The 22,513-nt window shown below is 56.7% G+C and carries 22 protein-coding genes; 9 read left to right on the top strand and 13 right to left on the bottom strand.

Annotated features, from left to right (window positions below; translation table 11 throughout):
- Positions 1–101 precede the first annotated feature (101 nt).
- The 4 genes from manX (at position 102) to AABB92_RS03990 (ending at position 3,347) form a co-directional block, all read left to right on the top strand.
- Complete coding sequence (gene manX, locus AABB92_RS04005; RefSeq protein ID WP_031374633.1) at positions 102–1,064, top strand: PTS mannose transporter subunit IIAB; 963 nt, start codon at positions 102–104, stop codon at positions 1,062–1,064.
- Positions 1,065–1,130: 66 nt separating this feature from the next.
- Positions 1,131–1,931, top strand: a complete 801-nt coding sequence (locus AABB92_RS04000) for a PTS mannose/fructose/sorbose transporter subunit IIC (RefSeq protein ID WP_031374634.1) — start codon at positions 1,131–1,133, stop codon at positions 1,929–1,931.
- A gap of 15 nt (positions 1,932–1,946) precedes the next feature.
- Complete coding sequence (locus tag AABB92_RS03995; protein WP_031374635.1) at positions 1,947–2,792, top strand: PTS mannose transporter subunit IID; 846 nt, start codon at positions 1,947–1,949, stop codon at positions 2,790–2,792.
- A gap of 96 nt (positions 2,793–2,888) precedes the next feature.
- Positions 2,889–3,347: a DUF986 family protein gene (locus tag AABB92_RS03990; RefSeq protein WP_031374636.1), complete on the top strand. Its 459-nt coding sequence runs from the start codon at positions 2,889–2,891 to the stop codon at positions 3,345–3,347.
- Here the strand turns inward: AABB92_RS03990 and rlmA are convergent.
- From rlmA to AABB92_RS03965, 5 genes are all read right to left on the bottom strand, one after another.
- Entirely contained in the window at positions 3,344–4,153 is an 810-nt protein-coding gene (gene rlmA / locus AABB92_RS03985; protein ID WP_031374637.1) for a 23S rRNA (guanine(745)-N(1))-methyltransferase, read from the bottom strand. The two genes, AABB92_RS03990 and rlmA, sit on opposite strands and share 4 nt — an antisense overlap.
- A 137-nt stretch (positions 4,154–4,290) precedes the next feature.
- Positions 4,291–4,500 (bottom strand): transcription antiterminator/RNA stability regulator CspE, encoded by a 210-nt coding sequence (cspE, locus tag AABB92_RS03980; RefSeq protein WP_003852684.1) that lies wholly within the window; start codon positions 4,498–4,500, stop codon positions 4,291–4,293.
- Between the two features lie 81 nt (positions 4,501–4,581).
- Entirely contained in the window at positions 4,582–4,656 is a 75-nt protein-coding gene (locus AABB92_RS03975; protein WP_143811575.1) for a DUF2627 domain-containing protein, read from the bottom strand.
- A 527-nt stretch (positions 4,657–5,183) separates the two neighbouring features.
- Positions 5,184–6,188, bottom strand: a complete 1,005-nt coding sequence (locus AABB92_RS03970) for an MBL fold metallo-hydrolase (RefSeq protein WP_031374638.1) — start codon at positions 6,186–6,188, stop codon at positions 5,184–5,186.
- A gap of 18 nt (positions 6,189–6,206) precedes the next feature.
- On the bottom strand, positions 6,207–6,479 hold the full coding sequence (locus AABB92_RS03965; RefSeq protein WP_031374639.1) for a YebO family protein: 273 nt from the start codon (positions 6,477–6,479) through the stop codon (positions 6,207–6,209).
- 212 nt (positions 6,480–6,691) lie between these two features.
- On the opposite strand from AABB92_RS03965, the gene AABB92_RS03960 reads away from it, so the two are divergent.
- Complete coding sequence (locus AABB92_RS03960) at positions 6,692–6,928, top strand: YobH family protein (protein WP_031374640.1); 237 nt, start codon at positions 6,692–6,694, stop codon at positions 6,926–6,928.
- 33 nt (positions 6,929–6,961) lie between these two features.
- Here AABB92_RS03960 and kdgR read toward each other — a convergent pair whose 3' ends face one another.
- A complete protein-coding gene (gene kdgR, locus AABB92_RS03955; protein WP_031374641.1) occupies positions 6,962–7,753 on the bottom strand; it encodes a DNA-binding transcriptional regulator KdgR in 792 nt (263 codons plus the stop codon).
- Positions 7,754–8,105: 352 nt separating this feature from the next.
- On the opposite strand from kdgR, the gene AABB92_RS03950 reads away from it, so the two are divergent.
- Entirely contained in the window at positions 8,106–9,482 is a 1,377-nt protein-coding gene (locus AABB92_RS03950) for an MFS transporter (RefSeq protein WP_031374642.1), read from the top strand.
- A 52-nt stretch (positions 9,483–9,534) separates the two neighbouring features.
- Here the strand turns inward: AABB92_RS03950 and htpX are convergent, their stop codons facing one another.
- The 4 genes from htpX to AABB92_RS03930 form a co-directional block, all read right to left on the bottom strand.
- The gene (gene htpX, locus AABB92_RS03945) at positions 9,535–10,416 is read right to left on the bottom strand and encodes a protease HtpX (protein WP_031374643.1); all 882 of its coding nucleotides are present in this window, start codon (positions 10,414–10,416) and stop codon (positions 9,535–9,537) included.
- A gap of 245 nt (positions 10,417–10,661) precedes the next feature.
- On the bottom strand, positions 10,662–12,701 hold the full coding sequence (gene prc, locus AABB92_RS03940; RefSeq protein ID WP_031374644.1) for a carboxy terminal-processing peptidase: 2,040 nt from the start codon (positions 12,699–12,701) through the stop codon (positions 10,662–10,664).
- A gap of 19 nt (positions 12,702–12,720) precedes the next feature.
- Positions 12,721–13,422, bottom strand: coding sequence for an RNA chaperone ProQ (gene proQ / locus AABB92_RS03935; RefSeq protein WP_046288277.1), 702 nt, complete (start codon positions 13,420–13,422; stop codon positions 12,721–12,723).
- A gap of 96 nt (positions 13,423–13,518) precedes the next feature.
- Entirely contained in the window at positions 13,519–14,019 is a 501-nt protein-coding gene (locus AABB92_RS03930) for a GAF domain-containing protein (protein WP_031377464.1), read from the bottom strand.
- A 213-nt stretch (positions 14,020–14,232) separates the two neighbouring features.
- Here AABB92_RS03930 and yebS point away from each other — a divergent pair, with 213 nt between their 5' ends.
- From yebS to rsmF, 3 genes are all read left to right on the top strand, one after another.
- Positions 14,233–15,477: a membrane integrity lipid transport subunit YebS gene (yebS, locus tag AABB92_RS03925; protein ID WP_031377465.1), complete on the top strand. Its 1,245-nt coding sequence runs from the start codon at positions 14,233–14,235 to the stop codon at positions 15,475–15,477.
- A complete protein-coding gene (locus AABB92_RS03920; protein ID WP_031377466.1) occupies positions 15,446–18,079 on the top strand; it encodes a PqiB family protein in 2,634 nt (877 codons plus the stop codon). The genes yebS and AABB92_RS03920 overlap by 32 nt, the downstream gene beginning before the upstream one ends.
- Before the next feature lie 259 nt (positions 18,080–18,338).
- Positions 18,339–19,766, top strand: coding sequence for a 16S rRNA (cytosine(1407)-C(5))-methyltransferase RsmF (gene rsmF, locus AABB92_RS03915; RefSeq protein ID WP_031377467.1), 1,428 nt, complete (start codon positions 18,339–18,341; stop codon positions 19,764–19,766).
- A gap of 1 nt (position 19,767) precedes the next feature.
- On the opposite strand, the gene AABB92_RS03910 is transcribed toward rsmF, so the two are convergent.
- The 3 genes from AABB92_RS03910 to AABB92_RS03900 all read right to left on the bottom strand — a co-directional run bounded on the left by AABB92_RS03910 (position 19,768) and on the right by AABB92_RS03900 (position 22,382).
- Positions 19,768–20,415, bottom strand: coding sequence for a metallophosphoesterase (locus AABB92_RS03910; protein ID WP_031377468.1), 648 nt, complete (start codon positions 20,413–20,415; stop codon positions 19,768–19,770).
- Between the two features lie 231 nt (positions 20,416–20,646).
- Positions 20,647–20,862 (bottom strand): DUF1272 domain-containing protein, encoded by a 216-nt coding sequence (locus tag AABB92_RS03905; RefSeq protein ID WP_031377469.1) that lies wholly within the window; start codon positions 20,860–20,862, stop codon positions 20,647–20,649.
- 170 nt (positions 20,863–21,032) lie between these two features.
- A complete protein-coding gene (locus AABB92_RS03900) occupies positions 21,033–22,382 on the bottom strand; it encodes an MFS transporter (protein WP_031377470.1) in 1,350 nt (449 codons plus the stop codon).
- Between the last annotated feature and the right edge of the window lie 131 nt (positions 22,383–22,513).

Genomic DNA, 22,513 nt, shown 5'->3' with positions numbered 1-22,513 from the left:
CTATCCGGATGATTCGGTAAACAGAATTTTCACAAAACCGAAGCGATAACTCATACGGTTCATTGACTCAGATGAGCTTCTCAAGCGAACGGAGGTAGCAAGTGACCATTGCGATAGTAATTGGTACACATGGCTGGGCAGCGGAACAACTGCTAAAGACAGCAGAAATGCTGTTGGGCGAGCAGGAAAATGTCGGATGGATCGACTTTGTGCCCGGCGAAAATGCAGAAACGCTGATTGAAAAGTACCAGGCGCGGCTGGCGGAACTCGATACCGCGCAGGGTGTGTTGTTCCTGGTGGATACCTGGGGAGGCAGTCCGTTTAACGCGGCCAGCCGCATCGTGGTGGATAAGCCAGATTATGACGTGGTGGCGGGCGTCAATATCCCGATGCTGGTCGAAACCCTGATGGCGCGCGACGACAACCCGGGTTTTGATGAACTGATTGCGGTGGCGGTTGAAACTGGCCGTGAAGGCGTGAAAGCGCTGAAAGCCAAAGAGGCCGCGCCGGTTGCGGCGGCAAAACCGGTCGCTGCTCCGGCGCAACCGGCGAAACCGATGGCACCCGGCGACCACATGAAAATCGGTCTGGCCCGTATCGATGACCGTCTGATTCATGGTCAGGTCGCGACACGCTGGACCAAGGAGACCAACGTTCAGCGCATTATCGTGGTCAGCGATGAGGTGGCTAACGATCACGTGCGTAAAACGCTGCTGACGCAGGTGGCGCCGCCGGGCGTAACCGCGCACGTGGTGGATGTCGATAAGATGGTGCGGGTGTGGAATAACCCGAAATATGGTCAGGATCGGGTGATGCTGCTGTTTACCAACCCGACCGATGTGCTGCGGGTAGTGGAACAGGGCGTCGATATTAAAACCGTCAATATCGGCGGCATGGCTTTCCGCCAGGGCAAAACTCAGGTGAACAATGCCGTCTCGGTCGATGAAAAAGATATTGCGGCGTTTCGCAAATTAAATGAGCGCAATATTGAACTGGAAGTCCGTAAAGTTTCCAGCGACCAGAAACTGAAAATGATGGACCTGATTGCGAAGGTTAATTCGTAACGGCGTGCCGTCTGCGCCTGCTTTGCCAGGCTCATTTTCGTTATCCTGCTGAGGACAAGAAGTATGATGGAAATAACCTCGCTACAAATCATTTTGATCTTTATTGTCGCCTGTATTGCCGGTATGGGGTCGATCCTGGATGAGTTCCAGTTTCACCGCCCGCTGGTCGCCTGTACCCTGATTGGTGCGGTGCTGGGTGATATGAAAACCGGGATTATCATCGGCGGTACGCTGGAGATGATCGCACTGGGCTGGATGAACATCGGTGCGGCTGTCGCCCCGGATGCGGCGCTCGCCTCAATCATCTCGACCATTCTGGTCATCGCTGGCGGTCAAAGCGTCGGTGCCGGTATTGCGCTGGCCATTCCGCTGGCGGCAGCCGGTCAGGTGCTGACCATTATCGTTCGTACCATTACCGTGGCGTTCCAGCACGCAGCTGATAAGGCGGCCGAGAAAGGCAACCTTACCGCGATCTCCTGGATTCACGTCTCTGCCCTGCTGCTGCAGGCGATGCGTATCGCCATTCCGGCGCTGATTGTGGCGATTTCGGTCGGCACCAGTGCGGTTCACGCCTTACTCAGTTCGATTCCCGATGTGGTCACCAACGGCCTCAACATCGCCGGCGGCATGATCGTGGTGGTCGGTTACGCGATGGTCATCAATATGATGCGCGCAGGCTACCTGATGCCGTTCTTCTATCTGGGCTTCGTCACCGCTGCCTTCACCAACTTCAACCTGGTCGCGCTTGGCGTGATCGGTGTGGTAATGGCGGTGCTCTACATCCAGCTCAGCCCGAAATACAACCGGGTCGCGGGTGCGCCTGCAGGTCCTGCCAGCGCTAACGATCTCGATAACGAACTCGATTAAGGAACAGGTGAGAACATGGTTGATATTACCAAAGTCGAAAAGAAACTAACGCCGGGCGACGTACGTGCTGTCTTTATGCGCTCCAACCTGTTTCAGGGATCGTGGAACTTTGAACGTATGCAGGCGCTTGGTTTCTGTTTCTCGATGGTGCCGGTGATCCGCCGTCTCTATCCGGAGAACAATGACGAACGCAAACAGGCGATCAAGCGTCACCTCGAGTTCTTCAACACCCACCCTTACGTGGCAGCGCCGGTGCTGGGCGTCACCATGGCGATGGAAGAGCAGCGTGCCAACGGTGCAGCCATTGATGATGGTGCGATTAACGGTATCAAAGTCGGTTTAATGGGCCCGCTGGCCGGTGTCGGTGACCCGATTTTCTGGGGCACGGTCCGTCCGGTGTTTGCCGCACTGGGTGCTGGCATCGCCATGAGCGGCAGCCTGCTGGGCCCGCTGCTGTTCTTCGTGCTGTTTAACCTGGCGCGTCTGCTGACCCGTTACTACGGTGTGGCATATGGCTATCGTAAAGGGATCGATATCGTTAGCGATATGGGTGGCGGCTTCCTGCAAAAACTGACGGAGGGCGCCTCAATACTGGGCCTGTTTGTCATGGGGGCACTGGTCAACAAGTGGACCCACGTCAACATCCCGCTGGTGGTGTCACGCATTACCGATTCAACCGGCAAAACCACCGTCACCACGGTACAGTCGATTCTCGATCAGCTGATGCCGGGTGTGGTCCCGCTGCTGCTGACCTTCGCCTGTATGTGGCTGCTGCGCCGTAAGGTCAATGCGCTGTGGATTATCGTTGGCTTCTTCGCCATCGGTATCTTCGGTTACTGGATTGGTCTGCTCGGACTGTAATACCCCGGGTCGGGAGCGCAGGCTCCCGACTTTTTTTACGCTGAGCGAGGTGAGCTGAGCCCTGGCGGCTGATCTCACCCTGTTTGAGGAGGTACCATGTCATTGACCGACATGCTAATTGCAGGCTGTATTGCCGCCCTGCTGTTGTTTGCGATTTACGATGAGGCAATTCTGCCGCGTCGTCATGGGCCGACCCGCCTGCGGGTGGCGCTGCAGCGGCGGCATAAAATTGACAGCCTGATTTTCATCGGTCTGCTGCTGATTCTGCTGTGGAATAACGTCACGCATCATGGCCCGCAGCTCACTACCTCGCTGCTGATGGTGCTGAGCTTTCTCGCCTTCTGGCTCTTCTGGTTGCGTCGGCCAAAGCTGCTGATGAAAAACAATGGGCTGTTTTATGCCGGCGTCTGGATTGATTACCGGCGGATTCAGGGGATGAACCTTTCTGAGGATGGCATTCTGGTGATTCAGCTTGAACAGCGCCGGCTGTTAATCGCGGTGCAGCAGCTTGACGATCTGGAACGCATCTATAACACCCTGGTAGAGGCGCGTTAGTCGCGCTGCCACAGCGTCAGGGTAAAATCGGCGTCGCAGTTGAACAGTTCGCTCTGCTGCAGGGTTTGCCAGACTTCGTCACGCGCCCGCCAGGCAAAAGGGGTCATCTGTAACAGCGTGACGGCCGCAGCCCCGGTCAGTGCCATCGGGTAACGCAGCGAATGCCGGGCAATCTGGTGAAAGTCGGGGTAGGTTTTTTGTTCCGCTGCGTGTAACTGCACCTCACGATAGATCAGCGCTTTAAACTGCTGCAGATGGTGCGGACCGGGCGTCACGGTGAGCACGATGCCACCGGGCTTGAGTACCCGCGCCAGCTCCGCTTCATTACAGGGGGCGTAAATCCGCACTATCGCATCCAGCGACTGGCTGGCAAAGGGTAAACGCTGGCTGGAGGCGACGCAGAACAGCACCTCAGCGTAGCGCTTCGCCGCCAGCCGGATCGCCATTCTGGCGACGTCCAGCCCATAAACCTGTCCCGTCTCGCTGTTGGCTGCGGCCAGCGCCGCCGTGTAGTAGCCTTCACCACAGCCAATATCAAGAATCTGACTGCCCGGCCGGCAGAGCGTCGCGTCCAGCAGGCTGACCACCCGATCGCGCAGTGGCTGATAATAGCCCGCCTCGAGGAATTCGCGCCGTGCCTGCATCATCTCCGCGCTGTCACCCGGCTCCCGTGAGCGTTTATGCTGAACGGGCAGCAAATTGACGTAGCCCTCTTTCGCCTGATCAAACTGATGACGATTTTCGCAGCACCAGCTGCGTGCAGTCAGGACGAGAGGAGTATGGCAAAGGGGGCAGATCAACGACATGAGGGGCTCCGGCAGCAGGTAACGCGGCGCAGTGTACCCTTAACGTTTGCGCATCGGAAGCATAAAGAAAGCCCCGGCTAATTAGCCAGGGCTTTAAGATTCCGTGTCGAGGTGCAGTGCACCGAGTCGGAGTCGAATCAGATTGCAGTAACGTTTACTGCAGCCGGGCCTTTCTGGCCGTCCTGAATTTCGAACTCAACGCTTTGGCCTTCGGCCAGGGTTTTGAAACCATTGCCCTGGATAGCGGAGAAGTGTACGAACACATCTTTGCTACCGTCAGCAGGAGTAATGAAGCCAAAACCTTTAGACTCGTTGAACCACTTAACCTGACCTTTAATCTTTGCCATTTTGCAAATTCCTTTGAATGTTTATTTAGCCCGAAGGCTGACTTACAGAGAAACCAGAGACGTTACTGAATGAGGCACTAATTAAGGTTCGGCAAGGAAGCGGTATTCAACGTCAACGTCTTTACTCGTAACTTCTTTACTGAAGATGCCATGCATAAACAGAACTGTACCTCGTTTAACCCACGAATTGTTATCACATATCCTTAAAATAATGGCAAGCCATTTTTAAACGCGGGGAGAAGCTTTGCACACAATTGCCAGAGTGCTCACAATGAATGTTCCGTCTGGTTCAGAAGTTGCCCTTTTCTGCCCGATAAAATAAAGCGTTTCGCTATTCCGCCCGCTGCGATCGCGGTCGCAGCAACCGACGTTACTGTACCCCGCCGCCATTAAACCAATGGATACCATAAGAAATTAATATTTCACAAATATGGCAAAAGCTAAAAGAATAAACGAAGCGGTAATCGGCTGAGGATGATTAACGCAGCGCCAATCCTGTACAAAAAGCTTTATTAAGTACAAATATAAAAGCACTTTGCACCAAAAACAGGAGCCCCCGGTCAGGGTTGCTCCAAATAAAAGCAGCGGTTAGGAATTTGCTTATTAAAAATTTTGCTTTTGAACTGAAAAATTGATGTCAGATAAAACAGAGTCTGATTTAAATCATTTCGCTCGCTTTAGGATTATTCCTGGTCGATATTATCCAGTCCCCGACTTTCCCCTATTCGCCAGGCAGAAAACCGTTGGTTATCCTGCCCTGCCCGCTGGAGCGCATGCTCAAGTTCGGCTGGCGGCGCGTCCAGTGACTCATCCGCCAGTTCAAACACGCCCCAGTGGATCGGTACCGTCAGCGGCCTGCCTGCCTCACGCCATAATTCGACCGCCTGATCCGGGTCCATATGCTGACTGGCCATGAACCATTTGGGTGCCCAGGCCCCAATCGGTAAGGCAGCAAGATTAAAGGGGCCGAGACGCGTCACCACCTCGCGTAAATTCTCGCTGAAGCCACTATCGCCCGAAAACCAGAAACGCAGGGTGGGCGATCGCACCACCCAGCCGCACCACAGTGAACGGTTTCGATCGCGCGGGGTTCGCATACTCCAGTGACGGGCCGGCACCGCATCGATACAGAGATCGTCGAACCGGAGCGACTGCCACCAGTCCAGTTGCTCCACCCGGGCGACGCCCTGACGGGTAAACCAGCTGGCCAGACCAAGCGGGACAATAAACGTCGCCTCGGGAAAGTGCCGCACAATCTGCCTGACCGTCGGCCTGTCAAGATGGTCGTAATGATTGTGCGATATCAGCACCAGATCGAGCCGCGGCAAATCGCGGATATTCAGTGGTGACGGGGTTTTACGCTGCGGGCCGGCAAAGGGTAACGGCGACGCGCGCGACGATAAGGCGGGATCGATCAGAATATAGCGCTGGTTAACCCGCAGTAGTAGAGCAGCATGTCCCAGCCACCAGACGCGGTCATCGCTGCCGCTCAGATCGGCCGGTTGCCACCACTGCGCGGTAAAGGCTGCATAACCCTCTCGGGGCGGCAACGGCAGCCCCTGCGCTTTACGCTCGCGGCGCCAGCGTTGCAGATCGCCAGGCCGACGGAGATCGGGTTCAGGATTGCGGAAGCCTTCAGGCGTGTGATGCGTTTTACTGCTGTCGTACCACGGGTTTTTCCAGGCCATCCAGCCTCCATGCGGGGATTAACGTTCCGGTATCAGGCGAATAAAATCGCGTTTGTCCTGATCTTCATCGTTCTTTTTGGTCTCTGCGCCAGGCTGCGCATCTACCAGACGACGTAACAGAATAGTCTGTTTTTTCTGCTCTTCCAGTAGCGATTCGAGTAACTGAATCTGTTCACCGGCCCGCACGCTGGCCCGGTTTACAAAGAACCAGACAATAAATGCCACAATCAAAATAATCACCAGCAGACCATAGCTGACCAGTGGTCCCGAATTTGCGGCTAACTCATTCATAACTGCCTCATAAACCTTAGTGGAATGTCCCAAACACTGTAACCGCTCATTCTACCCTTAGCCCTGGCAAAAGATAATGGGGTTAGCATCAATGCAGAATTTACCGTTTCAGTTATCTCTGATCGATCCCGCCGGAAAAGCGAGGCATGCTGGTACAATCATGGCCAGCAGCAATACGTGGAGCGCTGCGTTATCTGTCACAAGGAGACAAAATGAAACTGTTTATTCGGGCGATTGGGTTACTGGCGCTGATCTGGCTGGCAATGCTTTTTACCGGCTACGGCGTGTTAACCGGCAGCACCAAAAATGCCGCGGGGCTGGGTCTGCAGTGCAGTTACCTTACGGCACGTGGCCTTATCAGCGCACAATACCTGCATACTGACAGTGGCGTGGTCGGGGTGACCGATTGTCCGTTACTGAAGAAGAGCGGAGAAGTGATCGATAATTAATTCTCATCCAGCGGGCGCAGTGGCCCGCTGTTTTCAGAATTCGTAGTGATGAAAGCCCATTTCCGCTGACAGGGTACGCGCTGCGCGGTGCAGCATCGCCACATAATCCTGGCGGGCGTCTTCCGAGAATCGAATGGTCGGGAATGAGATGCTCAGTCCGGCGATCACCACGCCAAAGCGGTCAAATACCGGTACCGCGATGCAGCGTAATCCCTCTTCCTGCTCTTCGTTATCTTCGCCGTAACCCTGAATTTTGACCTGATCCAGCGCCTCCAGCAGCGCCTCTGCGCTGACCAGCGTATTGGCAGTACTGCGCTTAAATTCAACGTCCCGCAGGATCTCTTTCACTTCCTGACGATCGCGCCAGGCGAGCAGCACTTTACCAATGGCGGTGGTGTGCAGCGGGTTACGTCGCCCGATGCGGGAATACATGCGCAGGTTATAGAGCGAATCGATTTTATGGATGTAGACAATGCTGTCCTCTTCCAGCGCGCCGAGATGGATTGTCTCTTTGGTCAGACGCGACAGCTCCCGCATCTGCACATCCGCGCTGCGGATCAGATCGACGTTCTGCAACGCTTTCGCGCCAAGCTCAAACAGTTTCAGGGTCAGCGAATACTTTTCACTCTCCCCTTCCTGGGTAACGTAACCCAGCGACTTCATGGTTTGCAGAAAGCGGTAAACGGTACTTTTTGACATCATCACGCGCTGCGCGAGCTCAGTAATACCGTGATCGCGCTCTTCGCCCAGTGCCTGCAAAATACCGAACACTTTAAGGACCGAGGAGACTGAATCGGGCTGTTTGTCATTTTCAGCAGAGGACATCGCGCACCTTGTTAAACCTGTTTCAAAAAAAATGGAACGGACTGTCAGTATAGAGCGAGGCTGACGGCGGCGGCAATGCTTTACGTCGCGCTGTGCGGTTTATCCCGCTGAACCGTGACCGGGAATAGCGTGGAGCGGTGCACCTGCAGACCGGTCTGAGTGGCTGGCGCGCCGTCGCGCTGACGGCTAAGCAGACAACGCAGCGGCAGTCATGCGCCGTTTCGGGCGGACAGCCAGCGCAGGCGATTGCGGCTAAGACATATTTTAAGACAACTTTTTGTCATCGCCCGCGCTGCTTTTTGGCGGCAATTTCATTAGCATGATGATATTCACCCTCTTTAGCAAATACACCATGTCACTCTCTTCTCCGCAGGACGGACTGCCGGTCGCCCAGCGCTACTGGGCCATTCTGACTATCGCTCTCGGCATCACCATGGCGGTGCTGGATGGCGCAATTGCCAACGTGGCGCTGCCCACTATAGCGCGTGAACTGAATGCCAGCCCGGCAGAGTCAGTGTGGATCGTTAACGCCTACCAGATTGCTATTATCGTCTCGCTGCTGTCGCTGTCGTTTCTGGGCGATATGCTGGGTTATCGCCGCGTCTATCAGGCCGGTCTGGCGCTGTTTATCGCCACCTCGCTGTTTTGTGCCCTCTCCACCTCACTTAACATGCTGACCTTCGCCCGGGTATTACAGGGCTTTGGTGGCGCGGCGCTGATGAGCGTAAATACGGCGCTGATACGCATTATCTACCCGCAGCGTTATCTGGGCCGGGGTATGGCGATCAACTCGCTGATCGTGGCGGTATCAACCGCGGCAGGACCCACGGTGGCGGCGGCGATTCTGTCGGTGGCCAGCTGGAAATGGCTGTTCCTGATCAACGTCCCGCTGGGGGCGATTGCACTGTGGCTGGCGCTGCGAACCCTGCCGGACAACCCGCAAAAAGCGACCGCCCAGAAGTTCGATATTCCCAGCGCCATCATGAATGCGCTGTTTTTCGGCCTGCTGATTTCCGCCCTCAGCGGCTTTGCACAGGGTCAGAATAGCTGGCTGGTGCTGGCAGAGTTGCTGGCGTTGCTGGTGGTCGGCCTGTTCTTTATTCGCCGTCAGCTCAATATGGCGGTGCCGCTGCTACCGGTGGATCTGCTGCGCATTCCGATATTCAGCCTGTCGATGGGCACCTCGGTCTGCTCGTTCTGCGCGCAGATGCTGGCGATGGTGTCGCTGCCATTCTTCCTGCAGAACGTGCTGGGCCGCGATGAGGTCAACACCGGTCTGCTGCTGACGCCCTGGCCGCTGGCGACCATGGTATTCGCCCCGATTGCCGGCCGGTTAATTGAGCGGGTCCATGCCGGGCTGCTGGGCGGTATCGGTCTGGCGATGTTTGCTGCCGGGCTGTTTTTGCTGGCGCTGTTGCCGGCTCAGCCGGGCGATGGCGATATTATCTGGCGGATGATGCTGTGCGGCGCTGGCTTTGGTCTGTTCCAGTCGCCCAATAATCACACCATTATCACCTCTGCACCGCGTCACCGCAGCGGCGGAGCCAGTGGCATGCTGGGCACCGCCCGTCTGCTGGGCCAGAGCGTCGGTGCGGCGCTGGTGGCGCTGATGTTCAATCTGTTTGACCAGAGCGGCACCCACGCCTCGCTGCTGCTGGCGGGCGGCTTCTCGACGGTGGCCGCGATTGTCAGCCTGTCACGTATGACCCAGAGCCGCGCGGCGGCCTGATCGCAGACATAAAAAAGGCGACCCGGAGGTCGCCTTTCTGCTGTTATCTCGCTTACTTCAGATACTGACCGCTGCGCAGCGCTTCAATACGTTTGTCTAACGGCGGGTGCGACATAAACAGCTCGCTGAACGACTTGCCTTTACCGTTAATACAGAACGCCATCATGCTGCTCGGTTCCTGCGGTTCGTAGCTGGTTTTCAGCCGCTGTAACGCCGCAATCATCTTCTCACGACCTACCAGTTTCGCAGAGCCTGCGTCGGCATGGAATTCGCGGTGACGCGAGAACCACATGGTGATGATGCTGGCAAGAATACCAAACACCAGCTCCAGCACCATCGACACCGCAAAATAGACCAGCGGGTTGCCGTTGCTGCTCTCTTCACCATCACGGTTGCCGGACATAAAGCCCGCCGCGATTTGCGCCAGAATACGTGAAACAAAGATCACGAAGGTGTTCACGATACCCTGAATCAGCGTCATGGTGATCATGTCGCCGTTTGCGATGTGCGACACTTCGTGTGCCAGTACCGCTTCCGCTTCGTCACGGCTCATGTTCTGCAGTAAGCCGGTTGAAACGGCCACCAGCGAAGCATCACGCCGGGCACCGGTCGCAAAGGCGTTGATGTCGGGCGCGTGATAGATCGCAACCTGCGGCATGGCAATCCCGGCCTGCTGCGCCTGACGTCCAATGGTATCCACCAGCCAGCGCTCAGTTTCATTGCGTGGCTGTTCAATCACTTCACCGCCAACCGAGCGCAGTGCCATCCACTTCGACATCAGCAGTGAAACAAACGCACCGCCAAAGCCAAACAGACCCGCCATGATCATCAGGCCCTGAACACTGCTTGACTGGATCCCTGTCAGGCTGAGAATCAGCCCGAATACCAACATCACAGCCAGGTTGGTCATCAGGAAAAGAGCAATACGCATCATATTTGTTAATCTTCCTCAGTGGTTCACGCGCTTATGCGCGGATACATATCCTATGAGCATTGTGCGGCTTTTCAAGCGACCTTAACGTTTAAGTGCCTAAAAAGACATAACTTTACATTTTGTCACGCCCGCTGGCCTGCCCGGCCCGTCTGCGGGTTTACCGCGGCTTATTAATGCTCAACGCCGGTGCTTTTCTGGCAAAAAAAAAGCACCGCTGAACGGTGCTTTTTCATCGCGTCGGCGATCTATTTAGCCGCAGGGGTGTCCGGCTGAGACTTGTCGAGTTGCGCCAGATCGTTAGCAATCTTCACCGTCTCATCAAGATACGGGTCAGGCTCTTTATAATCTTTCGGCAGCTCATCCAGGTTCTTCAGCGGTTTTTTGCCTTCGGCCTGATAGCGGGCATTGATCCGCTCCAGACGCGACGCATCATCTTCGTGGTTCTCTTTCTCACGCTGGGCGAGGTTGAGCGACACGATGTTGCGCTTATCCTTCAGGGCATTGAAACGGGCAATGTCCTTCATGATGTACTGGAACTCACGGTCCTGCGCGATGCGATCGGCATGCTGACGGGTCAGCTGCGGCACCAGCGGTTTTACATCGCCGGATTTGACGTAGGTCGCCGCATTGATGCTGTCCCACGGCAGCGCATTGTCTTCGAACTTCTCACCGGTTTCAGCCGCTTCTACGCCGGTTGGCATCAGCAGATCTGGCGTGACGCCTTTACGCTGCGTACTGCCGCCGTTGATGCGATAGAACTTCTGAATGGTGTACTGTACCGACCCCAGCGCTGGCCATTCCGGGCGCAGCATCTGATCGTAGATACGGTTCAGAGAACGATATTGCTGCACGGTGCCTTTACCAAAGGTCGGCTCACCGACAATCACAGCGCGACCGTAATCCTGCATCGCCGCAGCGAAAATCTCAGAGGCGGACGCACTGAAGCGATCGACCAGCACCACCAGCGGACCTTTGTAATAGACCACGCCATCGTTATCGCTGTCCTGGCGTACCCGACCATTGTTGTCGCGTACCTGCACCACCGGGCCGCTCGGAATAAACAGTCCGGAGAGTGACACCGCTTCAGTCAGCGCGCCGCCGCCATTGGTACGCAGATCGATCACCACGCTATCCACGTTCTGCTTTTGCAGTTTCTGCAGCTGCACTTTAACGTCATCGGTCAGGCCAACATAGAAGCCCGGAATATCAAGTACGCCGACTTTCTGCTTACCGACATTTCTGACGCTCATTTTGACCGCCCGATCTTCCAGACGGATCTTCTCACGCGTCAGCGTTACGGTGCGGGTTTTGGTTCCCTTACCGGCTGGCAACACTTCGAGTCGGACTTTGCTGCCTTTCGGCCCTTTGATTTTTGCCACAACGTCATCCAGACGCCAGCCAATCACATCTTCCATTGGCTTGCCTGGCTGACCGACGCCGACGATGCGATCGCCAACGGTAATGGCTTTACTTTTCGCTGCCGGACCGCCTGCTACCATCGAATTGATCACGGTGTAATCGTCATCCATCTGCAGCACCGCGCCGATACCTTCCAGTGACAGGCTCATTTCGGTGTTGAACTGCTCGGTGTTGCGCGGCGACAGGTAGTTGGTATGCGGATCGATTTCGTGCGCAAAAGCGTTCATCGCCAGCTGGAACACATCTTCGCTGTTGCTCTGTGCCAGACGACGGATGGCGAAGTTGTAGCGCTTGGTCAGCACTTCGCGGATCTCTTTCTCATCTTTGCCGGCCAGTTTCAGGCTCAGCTGGTCATATTTGACCTTGGCATCCCACAGCGCGTTCAGTTCAGACTGATCTTTCGGCCACGGGGCTTTAGCCCGGTCAATGTCGATGGTGTCATTGCCGGTAAAATTCATCGGGCGATCCAGCACCGTCAGCGCATACTGATAGCGCTCAAAACGGCGCTTCTGCGCCAGATTGTAGAGATCGTAAAACAGGTCCAGCTTACCGCTGCGCAGCTCATCGCCGACGAGGTTTTTTTTGCTGGCAAACTGCGCCACATCCGAGGCCAGCAGCACGTTATGGCTGTAATCGAGCATGTTCAGGTAGCGATCAAAAATTTTCGCTGAAAAGTCCTGATTCAGGTCGAACTGGCGATAGTGGGAACGGGTAAAGCGTGAGGTGACACGTTCGCTGACCGTCGGGTCCTGCGGATCTTCGTGGAGCTGGGGAATCTGGTCGGCGCGGGTAATGTTCTCCGCGCCAAAGGAAGGGCCTGACAACAGCAGGCCCGCAATAAGTCCAATTTTAAAAAGGGTGTTCATGCCGGGGTCAGCCTCCGTTTCAGAACTGCAAGTGTTCTGCGCGCACAATCATTGCCATGCCGGAAGCGAGCTGGACCCGAACGCCGTCTTTAGATACTTCAAGAACGGTCGCGTCCATCGCACTTTTGCCTGCTTTAACTTTAATACTCTGGCCGGGCTGCAAAGTTGAGGTATCAGTGATGGGTCGGGCTTGCTGCTCCGGGCGTGGGGCCGGTTTGCGGTGCTGTGAGGCGGTCGGGCGTTCTGCTGCGGTCTGCGGACGCGGTTTACGCGCGGCATCGCCTTCGGCAGGTTTACGCGCAGCCGGCTTGCGTGGACGACGCGGTGCCGCGCCCTCTTCGCTTTCGCCTGCTTCACGACGGGCGGCACGCTGCTGATCACGCTGCGCCTGAACACGCGCTTTGGCGTCTTCCAGTTGCTTGCGTGCGTGCTCGACGTGCTGCTCGTCCAGCACGCCACAGGCGTTACCGTCGAGATCGACACGGGTCGCACCGGCTTTAATGCCGTACAGATAACGCCAGCTTGAGGTATAAAGGCGTAAGGCAGAACGCAACTGCGTTTTGCTCAGATTCATTTCGCCCTGAACACGCTCGACCAGATCCTGAAAGATACCGATCTTGAGCGGACGCGCTTCACCTTCAGCGCTAAAGCAGTGCGGAAAGCGCTCCGCCAGAAAGCTGATGACTTCTTTACTGCTATTCAACTTAGGTTGATTTTCCATGAAATTTCCTGATTACAACGGGTTTGCCGACCAGCGCAGGCATGAACAGGCGACATTATAATGACAACATCGCTAAATGCCATGTGATCCAGTCGATTAGCTGCGCGTCAGCTGCAGATATTTTTCTAAGTCGCTGTTCGCAAGCACTTCACAAAGCCCATCAGTAAGTGTGACCAGCCCCGATTCGTCGTCGCTGTCAAAGCGATTGTACTCTACGCTGTCGATGTCCAGCACCCCAACCACAGTGCCATTCACTTTCAGAGGAATCACAATCTCAGCATTACTGGCCGCGTCACAGGCGATGTGACCGGGGAAAGCATGCACATCATCAACGCGTTGCACTTTATCTTCTGCCAGCGCGGTACCGCACACCCCTTTACCGACCGGAATGCGCACACAGGCGATTTTGCCCTGGAACGGGCCCAGCACAAGCGTATCCGCTTCCGTCAGCAGGTAAAAACCTGCCCAGTTCACGCCTTCGAGACGTTCATACAACAGCGCGCTAAAGTTACCCATTGCGGCGAGGAACGCCGTTTCTCCCGCCAGTAAGGCGCGCATATCGCGATTCAAATCGGCGTAAAAGGCAGTTTTGTTCATTATTTAACCGTTACCAATGACATCTGAGCGGGGTTATTTCACCGCTTGTTAAAAATAAGCACTAAATATCCAGAGCCACAAGGTGAATCATAGCGTTAGTTACTATACCCTTAGCATTCTGTGGATCGAAGCGTGATGCCCGAGACAGGCACACAGGCGCTGTCTTAACGACCGATATGTGTTACTTACGATGAGCGAATATTGCATCACCCTATGAAAATTCACGCTATCAGCCAGACATTGCCTCACGCACGTTATCAGCGTTGCCCGCAATGCGATACCCTTTTTTCCTTACCGGATGTGAAATCGCATCAGTCGGCTCATTGCCCGCGCTGCAACGCACAAATTCTCAGCGGTCGTGACTGGCCGATGACCCGATTAATGGCGATGGCCGCCACCATGATGGTGTTAATGCCGTTTGCCTTTTCCCTGCCGCTGGTCGATATCCGGCTGCTTGGTATGCGCATCAATGCCAGCGTGCTGGAAGGCGTTGTCCAGATGACCCAACAGGGTGATGTACTGACCGCCTCAATGGTGGCGTTTTGCACCATTGGCGCGCCGGTCACGCTGGTCGCCGGCATCTGCTATCTGGGCATCGGCCATCGGCTGGGAATGAACTTACGCCCGGTGCTGTTGATGCTGGAAAAGCTCAAAGAGTGGGTGATGCTGGATATCTACCTGATCGGCATTGCCGTCGCCTCAATCAAGGTGCAGGACTACGCCTCGCTGGAACTCGGCTATGGACTGGTGGCCTATATCGCGCTGACGGTGCTGAGCGTGCTGACGCTGATCCATCTGAATATTGAGCAGCTGTGGGACCATTTCTATCCGCAAAGCCCCGGCAATATGGCGCGTGATGACCTGCAGGTCTGCCTGAACTGCCACAATACCGGCGTACCGGATGCGCGAGGCCGCTGTCCGCGCTGCCACACCCCGCTCGACTTCCGTCGCCGCCACAGCCTGCAAAAATCCTGGTCAGCGCTGATCGCCTCAATCGTGCTGTTAATCCCGGCCAATCTGATGCCGATCTCCATCGTCTATCTCAACGGATCGCGGCGCGAAGACACTATTTTCTCCGGCATTGTCTCGTTGGGTTCCGGCAATATTCCCATCGCCGCCATCGTGTTTATCGCCAGTATTCTGGTGCCGTTTACTAAAGTGCTGGTGATGCTGACGCTGCTGTTAAGCATCCATTTTCGCTGCGAACAGGGACTGAAAACCCGCATCCGCCTGTTGCGGGTGGTGACCTGGGTTGGCCGCTGGTCAATGCTCGATTTGTTCGTCATTTCGTTAACCATGTCGCTGGTCAACCGTGATCAGCTGCTGGCTTTTACCATGGGACCGGCAGCGCTGTTTTTTGGCGCCGCCGTGATCCTGACCATTATGTCTGTTGAGTGGCTGGACAGCCGCCTGCTCTGGGATGCACATGCAACAGGAAACGCCGACTACACCGACTAACGCCACGCTGCGCAATAAGCGCAAAATTTCGCCCTTCTGGCTGCTGCCGATCATCGCGATGCTGATCGCCTGTTGGCTGTTGTGGACTAATTATCAGGAGCGCGGCACCACCATCACCATCAATTTCCAGACGGCGGATGGTATCGTGCCGGGCCGCACGCCAATCCGCTATCAGGGCGTGGAAGTGGGCACCGTGCAGGGCATCAATCTGAGCGATGACTATCGCAGCATTCAGATTAAGGCCAGCATCAAGAGCGACATGCGTGATGCGCTGCGGGAAGATACCCAGTTCTGGCTGGTGACGCCTAAAGCTTCACTGGCGGGCGTATCGGGACTGGATGCGCTGGTCGGCGGTAACTACATCGGCATGATGCCAGGCAAAGGTAAACCGAGTGAAGCCTTTACCGCGCTCGATACCCAACCCAAATATCGGGTCAATACCGGTGAACTGTTGATCCATCTGTATGCGCCTGATTTAGGTTCGCTGAGCACCGGATCGCTGGTCTACTATCGCAAAATCCCGGTCGGTCGGGTCTATGACTACAGCATCAATAACAAAAACGATGGCGTGGCGATTGATGTGCTGATCGACCGTCGCTTTACCAACCTGGTGAAAACCAGCAGCCGCTTCTGGAACGTGTCGGGAGTGAATGCCGATGTCAGCCTGAGCGGAGCCAAAGTCCAGCTTGAGAGCCTTGCCGCGCTGGTCAACGGCGCAGTGGCGTTTGACTCGCCTGCCGAGGGCGAACCGGCTAAAGCTGAACAAAATTACCGGCTCTATCCCGATCTGGCGCACAGCCAGCGTGGCGTGCTGATTACGCTTGATCTGCCAGACGGTAAAAACCTCAAAGCGGGCAGCACGCCGCTGTTGTATCAGGGACTGGAAGTCGGCACCCTGACCAAACTTAATTTGCAGGATGGCGGCAAGGTGACCGGCGAACTGACGATCGATCCGTCGGTAGTCGGTCTGATGCGCAGCGGTACCCGCATTGAGATGCGCAGCCCGAAAATCAGCCTGACCGATACCAGCCTCAGTGCGTTGCTGACCGGCAATACCCTTGAACTGGTGCCTGGCGAAGGTCCGCCGCAGCAGCACTACACCGTGCTGGCATCCAATGAAACTCTGCTGCAGAAACCCAACGTGCTGACGGTGAAACTCAGCGCGCCTGAAAGCTATGGTATCGATCAGGGCCAGCCGCTGATGCTGCACGGCATGCAGATTGGTCAGGTGATGTCGCGTTCGCTGGATGAAAATGGCGTCAACTTTGTGGTGGCGGTTAATCCGGAACACCGCGAACTGGTGCACGGCGACAGCAAGTTTATCGTTAACAGCCGACTGGACGTGAAATTCGGTCTGGATGGTATGCAGGTGCTCGGGGCCAGCGCCCGTGAGTGGGTGGATGGCGGCATTCGCCTTGAACCGGGCAAAAAAGGTCAGCCGAAAAACAGCTATCCGCTGTTTGCCGATGCGGAAAAAGCGGAAGAAGGGATTGTTGGCGATGCACCGTCAACCACCCTCACCCTGACCGCCAGGAGCCTGCCCGATGTGCAGGCCGGCTCCATCGTGCTCTACCGTAAATATCAGGTCGGCGAGATCGTCAAAGTCACGCCACGCGCCGATGCGTTTGATATTGCGGTGCATATCCAGCCGGAATACCGCAAATTGCTGACCAGCGAAAGCGTGTTCTGGGCCGAAGGCGGCGCGCGGGTTCAGCTTAACGGCAGCGGCCTGACGGTGCAGGCATCCCCGCTCAACCGCGCGCTGAAAGGCGCTATCAGCTTCGACAATATGAGCGGCGCGCTGTCGGCTAAAGGTGATAAGCGCATTCTCTATCCGTCGGAAACCGCCGCCCGCGCCGTGGGTAGCCAGATCACGCTGCATACCTACGACGCCAGCAAACTGTCAGCCGGCATGCCGATCCGCTATCTGGGAATTAACGTCGGCCAGGTAGAATCGCTGTCGTTAAGCAGCGATAACAATCAGGTAGTGGCGAAAGCGGTGCTTTATCCGGAATACGTAGATGATTTCGCCCGTCTCGGCAGCCGTTTCTCGGTGGTGTCACCGGAAATCTCCGCCACCGGGGTGAATCACCTCGAAACCCTGTTGCAGCCTTACGTCAACGTCGATCCCGGCAAGGGACGCGCGGCGCGCATCTTTGAACTGCAGGAGAGCACCATCACCGATTCGCGCTACCTGAACGGCCTGAATATCTACGTTGATGCCGCCGAAGCCGGTTCGCTGTCGCTGGGAACGCCGGTGCTGTTCCGTGGGGTTGAAGTCGGTACCGTAACCGGCACCTCGCTGGGTAATATGGCCGACCGGGTGCAGATTGCGCTGCGCATCAGTAAAAAGTATCAGCATCTGGTGCGTAACAATTCGGTGTTCTGGCTGGCATCAGGCTACAACCTCGACTTTGGCCTGATTGGCGGCGTGGTGAAAACCGGGACCTTCCAGCAGTTTATTCGCGGTGGCATTCAGTTTGCGACCCCGCCAACCGTGCCGCTGGCGCCGCAGGCCAATCCGGATAAACATTTCCTGCTGCAGGATGAACCGCCGAAAGAGTGGCGCAACTGGGGCACGGCGATCCCGTCTCCGCGCTAAGCGAATGCCAACGGGCAGCCAGACTGCCCGCTTCAGACGGTGGCAATGGATAAAGCGATGGGCACATGTGGCTGTAGCAAAGCATCGCGGGCCACAGATGGCCCGCGCTGAGCTGTCAGGGATGGCGCTTTTTGCGTCTTTGCGCAAGCCGCATTTGCCCTGAGCCTGCAGGCTACAAACTCTCTCATCCGGGCAGCCAGGCTGCCCGTTTGCTTTCTGCATGTTACACTGCCGCCTTTGCCTTAACTGGAATGTACCTGTGTCAGACTCCTCTCTGTTTTTCCCCGCTGATTTTCTTGCCCTGATGCGCCAGGCCCTGCCGGATGATGCCAGCTTCGAAGCGTTTCTCGCCATCAACCAGCAACCGCTGCGCCGCAGCCTGCGCGTCAACACGCTGAAAATCAGCGTGGCCGATTTCCTCGCTCAGACCGCGCAGTATGGCTGGCAACTGACGCCGGTGCCGTGGTGTGACGAAGGATTCTGGATCAGCCGGGAAGATGAGAGCCTGCCGCTCGGCAGCGTAGCTGAGCACCTGAGTGGCCTGTTTTACATTCAGGAAGCCAGCTCGATGCTGCCGGTGACTGCGCTGTTTGATGCGCAGTCTGAGGTGACAGCGGTGATGGACATGGCCGCTGCGCCGGGCTCTAAAACCACCCAGATCGCGGCACGGATGAATAACCAGGGGATCATCCTGGCTAACGAGTTTTCCGCCAGCCGGGTCAAGGTGCTGCATGCCAATATCAGCCGCTGTGGCGTCAGCAACAGCGCCCTGACCCACTTTGATGCCCGGGTTTTTGGCCCGGCACTGCCGGAGCAGTTCGATGCGATACTGCTGGATGCGCCCTGTTCAGGCGAAGGGGTGATCCGTAAGGATGCCGACGCCATGAAAAACTGGACGCTGGAAACCACCGCAGCGATCGCCGCCACCCAGCGCGACCTGATTGACAGTGCCTTCCACGCGCTGAAGCCTGGCGGGACGCTGGTCTATTCGACCTGTACCCTGAATCAGATCGAGAATCAGCAGGTGATTGACTGGCTGCTGCAGCGCTATCCCGGCGCGGCTGAAGTGGAGCCACTCGATCGGTTATTTGACGGGGCTGCCCAGGCCGCAACACCAGAAGGTTATCTGCACGTCTTCCCGCAGCTATTCGATAGCGAGGGCTTCTTTGTTGCGCGGCTGCGTAAAACGGCGTCGGTTGAGCCGCTGCCAGTCCCGACGTACAAGGTGGGCAAGCTGCCGTTCTCGCACCTGAGCCGCAAGCTTGAGAGCGAAATCAGGCAGGCGGCGGCGGCCGTTTCACTGACGTGGGATGATTCACTGGAGCTGTGGCAGCGCGATAAAGAGATCTGGCTGTTCCCGGCCGCCGTCACGCCGCTGTTAGGCAAAGTGCGCTTCTCACGAATTGGCCTGAAACTGGCGGAGACCTTTGCCAAAGGCTATCGCTGGCAGCATGAAGCGGTGATCGCGCTGGCCCGGCCAACGCCGGAACAGATATTTGAACTCAGCGCCGTTGAGGCGGAAGAGTGGTATCGCGGCCGGGATATCTATCCTGAAACGGCTCCGACGCGTGATGAGATGATTGTCACCTGGCAACATCAGCCGCTGGGGCTGGCGAAGAAGGTCGGCAGCCGGATTAAAAACAGTTATCCGCGCGAACTGGTACGTGACGGACGCCTGTTCCGCTGAGTCACTGCAGTTGTCGCAGCGTCAGGTGATTACCAAACACGGCGCCGGTATCAATGTAATGCAGGTTCTCCACCTCCAGCGGCTGCTGGAGTGGCGTATGACCAAAATAGAACGCGTCTGCGCCCTGGATCGCACTGCGCTGCCCCGACTGAATCGCCTGCAGTCGGCGGCGGCTCCACACCACATCCTGCCAGTTAAGCGATTTTTCCCAGCTATAGCCAGCCGCCGGATAATCAGCATGCGCCACTACCACAATCCGCTGGTCGAGCTGCAGATGCAGAATCAGCGGCAGTTCCTGGCAGCGTTGCAGCGCATGCCGGGCGCCGATCAGCGCGGCACCGCGCAGTTGCCAGAACCAGTCTCCCCCGTTCATCTGCCAGAGATCCATTTCGTGACCCTGTAACGCCGCCAGCGCCATCTCTTCATGGTTGCCACGCACACAGCGAAACCAGGGCTCATCCATCAGCGCCAGGCAGCCGGGACTATCTGGTCCACGATCGATTAAATCACCGGTTGAAATCAGTAAATCCTGCTGAGGATTGAACCGGTGCTGCAGTAACAGCGCATCGAGTTCGCGACGACAGCCGTGCAGATCCCCGACAATCCAGATCCGGTCCCAGTTTTCACCGTTGAGATAGTGATAGTGCATGGTGTGGCCTTCAGCGTGTTGAGGCGGTAGCTGAAGTATAGATCGAATAGCCGGCTGTTCAGCCCAGACCGGCTGGGCAGGCCCATGGCAGGGTTCGACCGTGATCAACGCGATGTCGTCTGGCGCTGGGTGTCATACCGGCAGGCTGATCGGGCTAATGCACCTGTTCCGGCCACGTCTGTTGATGAGGTTTGCACCGTTCACCCGCGCAACCCTTTTGTCTTACGCCGATCAGGCGCGGCGTTTCGCCGGGTAGTTAATCAGTTTTTCAGCCGGCCGAATCGGTCGCCGTACCAGCTCACCGCCACAGTTCGGGCAAAGATGCTGAAGATGCTGCTCTGCGCAGTCAGCGCAAAAGGTGCATTCGAATGAACAGATGCGTGCTTCGGTTGAGGCGGGCGGTAGATCGGTATCGCAGTACTCACAGTTGGGGCGAAGTTCCAGCATGGCGGTCGTCCTGAAGAGAAGGTGTGCCCCAGCTTCGCCTGAGCTGGCCGGATTGTCGAGACGTCAATCAGACAAGAGAGAGCCAGATCCGGCCAGGTTGCTATGGCAGCGCATGCGCCAGTTCGTGCGGCAGCTTAAGCGGCGGCATGAACTGGCGCCCACCGCTCGCGTTAGTGTGGCGACCGGTTGTCCGTCGGTTCCGGTTGCTGCCGATCGTCGTCTGGCTGTAAATCGTCAGGATCCGGTTCAGGCTCCGGCTCGCCGCTGCCCATCGATGCCTGAATCACCTCTTCTTCCAGCGTGGGAATCAACGCAGCACCCAGCGGTGACGTGGCAAGACTGTCCGGCATTACCACGTGCGGCAACGGCACTTCGGTGGTCGGCAGCGGCCCCGGCGCTTTAACGTAACTCAGTCCGGCAATCATCAGTGCGCAGAGGGTAAAGAACAGGTAGAGCATATTGCTGCCCAGCGGCTGTATCAGCGCCCCGACCACCAGCGGCCCGATACTGGCCCCAATCCCAAACGCCATCAGCAGACAGGCGGTTAACGACACCCGCCGTTCAGGAGCCACCTGATCGTTTGCCAGCGCCACCTGCAACGGATAGAGCGAGAACTGCATCATGCTGGCAACAAAGGCGATGCCAATCATCCAGTTGAACGTCAGATGCGGCAGCAGCACCAGCGGCACGCAGGCCACGGCAAACAGCAGCGCCATGATAAACAACAACCGCTGGCGGTCGTAACGATCCGACAGCCAGCTCAGCGGAAACTGCGATACCAGCCCGGCAAAGATGGTCAGACTCATAAAGTAGCCGGTCTGGCTGGTGGTAAAGCCTTTGCTGCTGCCGTAGACCGGCGCCAGACCGTAAAATGCACCAATCACCATTCCGGTCACCAGAGTGGTGCCGAGCAGTTTCGGAATGGTGCGAATGAAGTAGCTCAGCTCCATCGGTGCTGGCGACATCGGCTGCACGTGGGTGCGGGTGGTGAGCGCGATCGGCACCAGACAGAGGGCGAAGCAGAGCGCCACGATTAGCAGTGTGCTGACGTCAAAGCCGCTTTGCAGGCTGAGCACCACCTGGCCGCCGCTCAGGCCCAGGTACGTCGCGACCATATAGAAGCCAAAAATCACTCCGCGCTGCGACGACTCCGCCTGATCGTTGAGCCAGCTCTCCAGCACCATGTACTGACACATCATGCACAGCCCGATAATCAGGCGCAGAAAAACCCACAGCGGAATAAAATCGGTCAGGCCGTGGCCAATCACCGAAGCGGTGATAATCCCGGCGCAGGCGACGTAGGCGCGGATATGGCCGACCCGGGCAATCAGGTTGTGCCCGACCTTGCCGCCAATCACCAGCCCGATATAGTTCGCGGCAATAATTGCGCCGATCAGCGCGCCATTGACCTGCTCGCTGGCCAGCCGCAGCGAAACATAGGTGGTTAACAAGCCCGACCCCAGCAGCATCAGCAGTGTGGTGGTATACAGCGGCAGAAAAGTACTGAATATTTTACGCATACGACTCCCTGTCTACACCTGGCAGGCATCAGGCCAGTAACGCCCTAAAGATAGTCGAATTAATCGCGCTACGGTGCCGGATTATCGTCGTCAGCCACAGCGGGAATAAAACAGCCCGTAAACATCTGCAT

This window comes from Pantoea brenneri, assembly GCF_038594305.1.
Taxonomy (GTDB): domain Bacteria; phylum Pseudomonadota; class Gammaproteobacteria; order Enterobacterales; family Enterobacteriaceae; genus Pantoea; species Pantoea brenneri.
The sequence above is the reverse complement of the archived record's forward strand: the minus strand, read 5'-3'. Positions and strand labels throughout refer to the sequence as shown.